This window comes from Bacillus sp. SIMBA_074, assembly GCF_046534555.1.
GTDB lineage: Bacteria > Bacillota > Bacilli > Bacillales > Bacillaceae_G > Bacillus_A > Bacillus_A mycoides.
In genome coordinates this window covers 1-8,064 of record NZ_JAWRYM010000060.1, presented here as the reverse complement: position 1 = coordinate 8,064, position 8,064 = coordinate 1, and the positions used below count along the sequence as shown (strand labels likewise).

7 protein-coding genes are annotated in these 8,064 nt (G+C 31.0%); all 7 read left to right on the top strand.

From position 1 onward, the window contains the following. The first annotated feature begins 448 nt into the window (after nt 1-448). The 7 genes from SB773_RS29595 (at nt 449) to SB773_RS29565 (ending at nt 7,414) form a co-directional block, all read left to right on the top strand. Nucleotides 449-1,009 carry a MerR family transcriptional regulator gene (locus tag SB773_RS29595; RefSeq protein WP_410593763.1) on the top strand — a complete coding sequence of 187 codons (561 nt, stop codon included), beginning with the start codon at nt 449-451 and terminating at the stop codon, nt 1,007-1,009. Between the two features lie 433 nt (nt 1,010-1,442). After that, entirely contained in the window at nt 1,443-1,880 is a 438-nt protein-coding gene (locus tag SB773_RS29590; RefSeq protein WP_410593761.1) for a hypothetical protein, read from the top strand. A gap of 95 nt (nt 1,881-1,975) precedes the next feature. Next, nucleotides 1,976-2,416: a DUF1878 domain-containing protein gene (locus SB773_RS29585; RefSeq protein ID WP_410593759.1), complete on the top strand. Its 441-nt coding sequence runs from the start codon at nt 1,976-1,978 to the stop codon at nt 2,414-2,416. Nucleotides 2,417-2,459: 43 nt separating this feature from the next. Further along, the gene (locus SB773_RS29580; RefSeq protein ID WP_410593757.1) at nt 2,460-3,623 is read left to right on the top strand and encodes a S8 family peptidase; all 1,164 of its coding nucleotides are present in this window, start codon (nt 2,460-2,462) and stop codon (nt 3,621-3,623) included. 68 nt (nt 3,624-3,691) lie between these two features. Beyond that, nucleotides 3,692-4,426 carry an AAA family ATPase gene (locus SB773_RS29575; protein WP_410593765.1) on the top strand — a complete coding sequence of 245 codons (735 nt, stop codon included), beginning with the start codon at nt 3,692-3,694 and terminating at the stop codon, nt 4,424-4,426. A 638-nt stretch (nt 4,427-5,064) separates the two neighbouring features. Continuing rightward, a complete protein-coding gene (locus tag SB773_RS29570) occupies nt 5,065-6,531 on the top strand; it encodes a plasmid recombination protein (RefSeq protein WP_410593755.1) in 1,467 nt (488 codons plus the stop codon). Nucleotides 6,532-6,751: 220 nt separating this feature from the next. Continuing rightward, a complete protein-coding gene (locus SB773_RS29565; RefSeq protein WP_410593753.1) occupies nt 6,752-7,414 on the top strand; it encodes a MarR family transcriptional regulator in 663 nt (220 codons plus the stop codon). The last annotated feature ends 650 nt before the right edge of the window (nt 7,415-8,064 follow it).

Sequence of the window (8,064 nt, the reverse complement as noted above, 5' to 3'; positions counted from 1 at the left end):
TTTTCAAAATCAGTACCTACTTTCTAATACAATTATATAATTAAAATACCACGATAAAATTGTATATTCTATTCATTACTAATTTACATAACGTCTCATTATCGGTAGTAAATATTTTGATAGAATCCTTGTATTTACAGGGATTCTTGTTTCTATGTTTATTTATTTCTTATACAGGATTTTATACATGGTTGATATAGCGGGGATCCGGAGGATCCTCGCTATTCTTTTTTTGCATAAAATCTTGTATAAATAAAAAAAGATTTTGATGTTATTATCGAGAAGTAATACATATTAGTGTTAAAATCGGAATGTATTTCGAAATTAAATCGTTTTTAAAATCGGTTGTCATATCGGTTGTAAGTACATTCCGATTTTGATTGGAATGTTGATTTAATTGTGTTTTATGCGTGAAAAACGTATTCCGTTTTTGGGGGAGGAATGAGAATTGGAACTAAAATCGGAAATACATACACCGAAAATTGTTGCGGATCTTTTAGGGGTCACACCCGATTTACTAAAGGTATGGTCAAACGAATTTAACATACAAACGGAGCGAAGCCAAGGCGGGCATCGCAGATACTCGAAGGAAAATATAGAAGAATTAAAAGCAATAAAAGAAAAAATACAGGTGCAAAAATGGTCTTACGATCAAGTTCGGGCATGGCGAAACGGAGAACTTGATTCGTTTGTTTCAAAAGAAGAAAAATCAGAATTAGAAAAGAAATTGAATGAAGTATTAGAAAATCAGCAGTTACAAAATCAATTCAATCAAGCACTCGTTCAAAAATTACAAGAAATTACGAATGAATTGGTTACGACAAAAGAGCATTTAGCGAATACGGAGAAAAAGTTAGCTGAAGTAGAAGGTAAAAACAGTGAATTAGAAGTTTTTATAGAGAAGAAGCTAGAGAAGCGAGATCAGTTATTGCTTGAAAACATTAGAGATATGCAGAAGCAAAATCAAAAACAAAAACGGAAAGGTTTTTTCGGTTTGTTTAAAAATTAAATATGATTGATATTTTTGTAGGGTTCTAATGTCGGAAAAAGAAGAATAGAAATATAGCATACATACAATAAGGGAATGCAGTACAGATCAGTCTACAAGCATTCCCTTGTTCTATATATGTTTAAATAAAAACAAGAGAAAACACAATATACTATGTTTTGTTTTGTTTACCCTTATTATTAATATTCTATTTTAAATAAAATTTTCTACTTTATTCTATTTAGAAGAATGCTGGCACTAAGACTATAAATATGCTTTTTTGTTGTTTGTATATTTTTAAAATTATATATATCGTTAAATATATATGCAATTTTACATATCGATCCCCTTTTATGGATTATTTTTACAAGATGTGTTTATATAGTAAATGGGTCTTATAATTCGTAATATTGTTATAAATTATGGGAAGAATATTAATTTAGGGGGATTATTAATGTTTGCAAAAAAAATTACGGCATCTGTTCTTGCTGCAACAGTTTTATTATCAACAGCACCATTATCTGCACTAGCAGCAGAAAATGAGGAAGCAAAAGATATCAGGGTACAAACTGAAACAAAAAATTATAATATCGGCAATACTCTACCTCTTAATGCAGATGTAGATGGAGAAGTAACAACACAAGGTTGGAAAAAAACTGCTGTAGTTTATGCACTTAGATATGGTGGGGATGCTTTAAGTGCAATTCTAAAAAATTTAAGTAAAACAAATGCAAATTTAGTTAAAAAACATTCCGGTCAACTTGCAGATGCTTTAGAAAGTTTTTCAAATAGTATTGAAGCTAGATTAGTTGATTATATGATCCATACATTAGGTTTTCCTTCATCTTCAGCTAGAACAATAGCTTGGGCTATAATGTTAGTAATTGCATAATTAATTAGATAGTTTATAGCTTTCTATGTCTTTAAGGATAGAAAACTATAAACTATCTCTTATCATAATTTGAAAAATATTAGTAGGAGGGAAATATGGTTGATTTAGTAAAAGAAGTTCAGTTATTGAAATATCAAAATAAACTTCTTCAAACAATGGTTAATGGTGATGAGTTTCTATTTTTTATGTTTGCCTTAAATCATGATTTAAATGAAACACAGGTGAATAGTATTTTAAAAGTTTTAAATGTATTTTCTTATCGTTTAAAGAAGGAAATTGATGAGAAATTTGAAGTTTTTTCTGTGCAAAGTGAAAAAGATAAGGATATGTTTAAGGATTTAGGTATTAATAATGATACCTTGTATAAAAATGTGTTACCCAATGTAAAGGAATTTGAATCTTATGTTAGAATTCTATGCTCACAAAATTTTGAAATTCAATATTTATTAATGAGTTTAAAAAAACAAGGGATTCATATTGAAATTTGTACTTATTTGTTAGATCAATTAAATAAAATTAAAAAAGGACAATTTTAAAGATTTTTTCTTTTTAATTGTTCTTTTTTTAGGAGGTTTTTATATGTATAAAAAGATAATTTGTTTTATAACATTTTTTATATTATTTTTAGGTATTATAAATATAAATGGCATTGTATTTGCTGAAAATGAAGATAAAAATTCTACAGTTTTAATTACTTTTAAAGATAGAGTTAATAAAGAATTAATTTTTGATTCTAAAGGTGAAATTTTAGAGATATATGAAAATTTACCAGTAGTAAAAGCTAAAATACCAACTGACGCTATAGATCATTTAGTTTTAAATGATTCGGTTGAAGGAATAGAAAATGATAAAAATATTAAAATGTCTAATCAAAATTTGGGATACCAATCTTCTATGTCTAAGTTTTTGGGACAAAATATCCCTTGGGGAGTTGAAAAGATTAAGGTTCCTGATGTTCATAATAAGTATGGGATTACTGGAAAAAATGTACCTGTTGCTATTATAGATACAGGGATTGATATTTCTCATGAAGATTTACGCGTTGTTGGGGGTGTTTCATTTTTGGATTATACAACTAGCTATAATGATGATAATGGACATGGAACACATATAGCTGGAATAGTTGGAGCTCTTGATAATAATAAAGGGATAATAGGTGTAGCACCAGGTATTGATTTATACAGTGTTAAAGCGTTAGATAAAGACGGCAATGGTAAGTATAGTAATGTTATTAAAGGTATTGATTGGGCAATAAATAATCACATAAAAATTATTTCAATGAGTATTAATGGAACTCAAGAATCAGTATCATTTGAAAAAGCAGCTGAATTAGCTTATCAAAAAGGAATTTTATTAGTATCTTCAGCTGGAAATAAAGGATATTTTAATGAAGATTCAGTTATGATTCCAGCGAAATATGATAGTGTTATTTCAGTGGGAGCTCTTGATGAAGAAAATAAAAGATGGGAATTTTCTAGTAGAGGGAAAGAATTAGAATTGATGGCACCAGGGACAGATATATTGAGTACTTCTTTTAATGGAGATTACATTAAAGATAGTGGAAGTTCTATGGCAGCTGCTTATGTTACTGGTTTAGCTGCGTTAATAATGGAAAAAGATCCATTATTAACTAATCAGCAAGTTAGAGGGGTATTACAAAAAAATACAGATAGATTAGGCAATTTTAATGAATATGGGTATGGTATAATTAACGCTTTTAAATCTATTGATAGCATTGAATAATAAAAGATATATATTATTTTGTGAGTTTATTATATTAATATTAATTTTGTTTGGAGGAGTGATTCGTTATATTTTTAAAAAAAGTTACTTTACTTAAAGAGAAAATTAGTTCTTATAAGAATTATCCCTTTTGTGTTCCTGTAATAAAAAATTTAGATGAACTCAACTTTAAAAATAATGTAACGTTTTTTGTAGGAGAAAATGGTTCTGGAAAATCGACATTATTAGAGTCTATTGCAGATAATTGTGGGTTTAACTTGAATGGTGGTAATCGTAATAATGTTAATGTTGATAATATTGATGTATCTGTTTTAAGCTCATGTATTCGTTTATCATGGTTTCCAAAAGTAACAAATGGTTTTTTTTTAAGAGCGGAATCTTTTTATAATTTTGCATCTTATTTAGATGAATTAAATGAACAAACAGAAGAAGATGTTTATAAATCATATGGAGGGATTTCTCTTCATGAGCAATCTCACGGTGAATCTTTTTTATCGTTGTTTAAAAATCGTTTTAATAGTAGTGATGCTTTATATTTGCTAGATGAGCCTGAAGCAGCTCTTTCTCCTTCTGGGCAATTAGTATTATTAAAAATACTTTATGATCTTTCTTCAAAAAATAACATACAATTTATCATAGCCACCCATTCTCCAATTTTATTAGGTTATCCAGAGGCAACTATTTTTAGTTTTGATGGTAAATGTATAGAAGAAATAGATTATGAAATGACTAACCATTATCAGGTTACAAAATATTTTTTAGAAAATCGTAAAGGTATGTTAACTCATTTATTTGATAAATAATATTTAATTTTTTTGATTTTAGAGGTTCAGTCACATAGCTATAAATCTAGAATTTTTCATTTCAAAAAGAAGTTAAAATCCTTTATTTATAAAGATTTTGTTAATAGTTCACTTGCTTTTCCTCCATTTCGAGGGGATAGGCAAAGATACACATGTACGATCTCCTTTGTTTTTTTGAATCTTGCTTATGCAAGGTTCTTTTTATTATTTGTTACTGTACTGTTTAGTACAGCTGAAATAGATAAAAGGTGATTGCATGGTGTGTGTCAACGGTACCGGACCGAACCCGAAAGGGTACGGGAGGATAAGGAGTTGACACACTCACTATGCGACCCTCTTGGTTTGTCAAAACGTTAATCGTTTTGGCCTGCCAACTGGCGAGGGAGCCCCTCAAGGATTGAGGGGTTGGGGAGTTCGATTGAGGGGGTCAAGGGGAAGAGTTCCCCTTGTAGGTTCGGACAAAGTCCGAGGTTTTTGCCATACTGGGTATGGCTCGGTGGAGCCGAAAGGCGTCGCAGACCCCTATTGATTTTGATGCGTTAGCGTCAAAATAAGTATAGGGTTACGTCAATTGACACAATTTCGTCGCCTTGCTAAACTTATTGTATCAATTAATCTAGGGAAAGTGGTGGCACTTTATGTTGGGGTCTATCTCATTTAATCAATCTCACCAAAGTTCATTAAGCCACAATAACAGAGAAAATATTCATGGGAATCCTGGAATAGATCCAGCCAGGCTAGACGAGAATATCTATTTTGTTCAAAAGGACATCCGAAGTGTATACAAGGATGTCTTTCAAGAAGCAGTGGACAAGTATAACGAGAAACAAAAACGGAATGACCGTAAAATTGATGATTATTATGACAAAATACATAAAGACGATAAGACGCATGAGCAACGAGAATTGGTTGTAGCGATTGGGGAAGGTAAAGACGACTCGAAATATAGGGAAGCCAAAAAGGAAGCGTTAAAACAGTATGCTGAGGCGTTTCAAGAGCGAAATCCTAATCTAGCAGCTTATAACATGGTTTTACATGATGATGAAGCGAATCCGCATTTACATATTAACTATGTACCAAATTTCGAAAGTAGTCGAGGATTAACGAGGCGTGTCGGAATGGATAAAGCTTTGCAACAACAAGGTGTAGAAGGTACAGGAAGAAAGTTAATTGCACATTGGAGAGCATTAGAAACGGCCTATATTGAGCAATTGGCTAAAGAACATATTCCGAATTTTGAACGTGCGAATGTAGGTTCACATAAGTACATGAAAGTCCGTCAATACAAGGAATATGCAGAAACGAAATCAATTATTGAAAATCAAGTACAAGAAAAAGAAATGCAATTACAAACTGTTGATCATCATTTGAAAGATACTGAAGAAAAAGTAGAAAAATTACAGATAGTGAGAAAACGTATGGAAAGTGATGTAGTGGATAAATACAAAGAATTAAAAGAAGTAGAACAACAAATAAAAAATGAAAATGATAAATTTCAATTCATAAGTCATCGCTATTTAGAATTAGAAAAAAAGTTAAAAAAGAAACAAAAAGAATTTGATAGTGCTATAAATCAAGTGCCAGATGAATCTGTTAAAATTCCATTTTTACGTAAAGAAGTAGTAGTAGAAGTACAGGATAAAATGTTTGGAAAAGCTGAAATCACGAAGAAACAGACAAGAAATTATGTGTTATCATCAGAACAATATCAAGAATTAACAAAGCAAGTGAATGCAGCCGTTATTATTAAAAAAGATTATGAGCGTTTGAGAGAAACAGATTTTGTGAAAGAAAATGAAAGTTTAAAAGCTCATGCAGAGGGTTGGATGAAAGAAAATCGAACGTTGAAACAAGAAAAAAGTAAGTTGCAAAAAGAAGTTGGTGTATTAAATAGAGAAATCAGCTCATTAAAAGCTCATATAAAGGGTCTACAGACGAATATAAGAGTTTTGTATGTACAAACAAAAAAAGTTTTTAAAGAGCAATTTAAGGTGTTTAGAGGGATTATTAAAAATGAATTGGATAGTAAGGGAATAGATAATCAATTTGAACGTGAGCATAAAAAAGAAATGAATAGACATCGTGGATTGGACATGGAGCGGTAAAATAGTAAGGAAACTTTGTTTTTATCTTTAAGGTTATTGAAAACGTGATAGAATGAAAAAAAGAGCCATGCGGTAACATGACTCTTTTCATAGGGTATTCTACGAAAATACCTAAACTTCACTTATCTGATTATAGATTATCATAATTTGATTTATAATCAAATAGCAAAAAATAGGTGTTTTTGTTGATTCCCTCAATTAAGGAGGAATTAACCTAGATATGACAAAGAAAATTATTGATTTCGGACGAGCTGAAAAAAAGGCAAAAGAAAGAGATAGTAAGATTAATAGCATTTATGAAAAACTTGAAGGTAGTGGTGGACTTTCTGAAGAAGAAAGAGTCATTATGCTACAAGTATTAAGTAAAATGTCTGGTGGGGAAGAGTATTTTATAGGGAAAAAGAAAAAACCTACAGATCGGGTGAGATTTGTGCAGATAATTACTGATAATATTAATTATTTATGTAAAATTGGATATCTGACAAATGCTGAAAAAGCTTTTTTAATTGACTTAATACCATACATAGAATTTAAAACTAATATTTTAGTTGAATGTTCAGATGAAGATTCAGACGAAATAGATGCAGATGCAGCTACACCGAGTTATTTAGCAAAAAAGTTAGGGAAAGGTAGAAGTAATCTTTCTGTTTTAATGAATGGGTTATTAGAAAAGGGAATTTTAGCAGTTGCAGAATCAGGAATGACAACTGATGATGGACGTATTTGTAGTTCTCGTACATGGTTTGTGAATCCTAATATTCTATGTTGTTCTCCTAAAGATGGGGTAGATAAGGCTACTATGAAGATTTTTAAGAAGTCTCTTAGAAACTTTAAAGTAGATGGAGATAAGAAAAAACATAATTTACCGATTTATTTATTTTAGATGTCACTATTGACATCTTCTTTTTTTGTTGATTTTCCATTTTTTAGGTGTACCTTTTTTCGAACACCTGTGTTCGAATTTTCGAACACCCCCCCCCTCTCAAAACCTTGCTATTACTGAGTTTCTTCACTTTGCTCTTCTCACTCTTATATATAGGGCTAAAAGTTCCGCAAGGAACGGGTTGTATTTTTGAGAAAACCACTCAAAAATCTCCACCCTCAATATCAAAAAGTCGGTTCGTTTATCCTCACCTAAAGGCTATTGCCTTTTCTTTTTAATATTGTCCTTGCAAAACTTTTTTCGGCTCGTGTGCTTTTCTCGCCAAGCCGACAGACAAAAAGCAAAGCAATGGTTCTCGACTTGGACAAGCAAGTATACGAGCCGAACCGCTTAGATCATTCGTTCCAAAATAGTCCTTATTCAAAAAATAGATACGTAATACGTGGGGTTTCGCCCCCACACGACGAGCCAGCACTCTAGCCAAAAAGCAAATGCAGGACCAAAAGACAAGAACAAACCATAAAAAAGTCCTCCAGATTGTTTGACTGGGGGATTTTCATGTTCACATAATTCTCGATTTAGGAAGTAAAAAGTTATACTTCGTCAGTGATTTTTTTTAATAGACTAGTCCTTAATTCTTTAAAATTCTC